3 protein-coding genes are annotated in these 2,089 nt (G+C 64.2%); 2 read left to right on the forward strand and 1 reads right to left on the reverse strand.

What is annotated here, in order from left to right; translation table 11 throughout:
• The first annotated feature begins 242 nt into the window (after positions 1 to 242).
• Together ppk2 and VLR48_RS09490 are read left to right on the forward strand one after the other, a co-directional pair.
• Positions 243 to 1,091 (forward strand): polyphosphate kinase 2, encoded by an 849-nt coding sequence (gene ppk2 / locus VLR48_RS09485; RefSeq protein ID WP_325291549.1) that lies wholly within the window; start codon positions 243 to 245, stop codon positions 1,089 to 1,091.
• A gap of 12 nt (positions 1,092 to 1,103) precedes the next feature.
• A complete protein-coding gene (locus tag VLR48_RS09490; RefSeq protein WP_325291550.1) occupies positions 1,104 to 1,862 on the forward strand; it encodes a Fic family protein in 759 nt (252 codons plus the stop codon).
• A 25-nt stretch (positions 1,863 to 1,887) separates the two neighbouring features.
• On the opposite strand, the gene VLR48_RS09495 is transcribed toward VLR48_RS09490, so the two are convergent.
• Positions 1,888 to 2,089 (reverse strand): hypothetical protein (locus VLR48_RS09495; protein ID WP_325291551.1); only part of this gene is annotated, 202 nt, incomplete at its 5' end.

Consider the following 2,089-nt stretch of genomic DNA (forward strand, 5'->3'; position numbering starts at 1 on the left):
TTTGCTACACGCTTCTTTCAGCTTGGCCTCACGGCGTCCACCTTGCGCTTCGCTACGGTTGTCGTCACTCTCTCCGGCGACCTCTTTGCAGATCGCAAGTCTTGGCCCATGCCGGGCACACTAGGGGCGACTTCAGTCGCCCCGTGACCGTCTCCGGCGCGCGTGTACCCGGAAACCACCCAACCCGCCCCAGGCGCTGCCGGGTTTCCGGGCGAGGTCACTCACAACGAGGAGGCGAACGCATGTCGAAACACAAGGGTAAGAAGAAAGCCAAGTCGGAGGAACCAGTCCCGGAAAAGGCCGCCCCAAGCGAGAAGCTGCGCCGCAAGGACTACGAGCGCGAGCTCGGCGAGCTTCAGATCGAGCTCAGCGCCCTGCAGGCGTGGATCAAGCGCACCGGGCAGCGCGTGGTCATCGTCTTCGAGGGACGCGATGCCGCCGGCAAGGGCGGCACCATACGCGCGATCACCGAGCGCCTGAGTCCACGCGTCTTCCAGGTCGTCGCCCTGCCGGCGCCCTCCGACCGCGAGAAGACACAGCTCTACATGCAGCGTTATCTCAATCATTTCCCGGCGGCCGGCGAGGTCGTCATCTTCGACCGCAGCTGGTACAACCGCGCCGGGGTCGAGATCGTGATGGGGTTCTGCACCGAGGACGAGCGCGATCACTTCCTGGTGGCGACCCCCTGGTTCGAGAACAACCTGGTCGAGCAAGGCATCACGCTGATCAAATACTGGCTCGAGGTCGGCGAGGTCGAGCAGGAGCGACGCTTCCGCGCTCGCATCGAAGACCCCGTGCGGCAGTGGAAGCTCTCTCCGATGGATTTGGAGTCACGCAAGCGTTGGTACGAATACTCGCGCGCACGCGACCTCATGCTGAGCGCCACCGACACGGATGCCGCCCCTTGGTCGATCGTGCGCTCAGATGACAAGAAGCGGGCACGCCTCAACGTGATCCGCCACCTGCTGAGCCAATTCCCGTACGACCCGCTGCCCAAGACCAAGGTGAAGATGCCGGATCGCGACATGGAAGACGCCTACGACGATCAGGTGACGATGGTCGATCGGCGATGGATCCCCGAGCATTGTTGATCCACCGAGACCATGCACGTGGCTGAGCTCGAGCCGCTTCTCGCCCGGATCGACGGTCTGAAGACGCGGCTCGATGCCGCTCGGCCGCTCACCAGCACACAACTGCAACAGGCGCTGGATATCGAGTACACCTACGAAAGCAACCGCATCGAGGGCAACACCCTCACCCTGCGCGAGACCGATCTGGTGGTCAACAAGGGCCTCACGATCGGCGGCACACCCCTGCGCGAGCATCTCGAGGCGATCAACCACTACGAGGCCATCCTCTATATCCGCGAGCTGGCGGCCCGGGGCACGGCACTGGACGAAGCCGAGGTGCGCAACATTCATGCGCTGGTCTTGCGAGGCATCGACCGCGACAACGCCGGGCGCTACCGCAACCTGCCGGTGATGATCTCCGGCAGCCGTCATGTGCCGCCGCAGCCTTGGGCCGTACCCAAGCTGATGGATGACTACGGGCGGTGGCTTACGGACGAATCCGCGAAGCTGCATCCTGTGGTGCGCGCCGCCGAGGCCCATGAGCGGCTGGTGACGATCCATCCGTTTCTCGACGGCAATGGCCGCACGGCGCGACTGGTCATGAACCTGGGCCTGCTGGCCGACGGCTACTGCATCGCCAATATCCCCGGCGACACCGACAGCCGCCGCGCCTACTACGATGCCTTGGAGAAGGCCAATCTGGAGGCCGACAAAACCGACTTCATCACCCTGATCGCCGGGCATCTCCTGCACGCCATGCAGACCCTGTTGGAACGTCTCGGGGCGGCGTGACGGACCGCTTCCGCTGCGCAATGACTCAGAAGCGATAGCTCGCCGTGAGGCCGATCAGGACACCGGTGCCGGGACCGGGTGCGTAGAACCGTCCGTTCGCGTCGTTGACGCTCACCGCGGAGATGTAGGACTCGTCCAGCAGATTGTCGATGCGCACGAACTGTGAGAGTCGGAGTCCGCCCAGGTCCTGCGTCAAGCCGCCGCGGAGATTGGCGAGCCAGTATCCG

It is taken from the genome of Thiocapsa sp. (assembly GCF_035467215.1).
Taxonomy (GTDB): Bacteria; Pseudomonadota; Gammaproteobacteria; order Chromatiales; family Chromatiaceae; genus Thiocapsa.

Excerpts from the sequence above, each read along its gene's own strand:
- VLR48_RS09490 (WP_325291550.1), top strand. The coding sequence starts at position 1,104 with ATGCACGTGGCTGAGCTCGAGCCGCTTCTCGCCCGGATCGACGGTCTG.
- ppk2 (WP_325291549.1), top strand. The coding sequence starts at position 243 with ATGTCGAAACACAAGGGTAAGAAGAAAGCCAAGTCGGAGGAACCAGTC.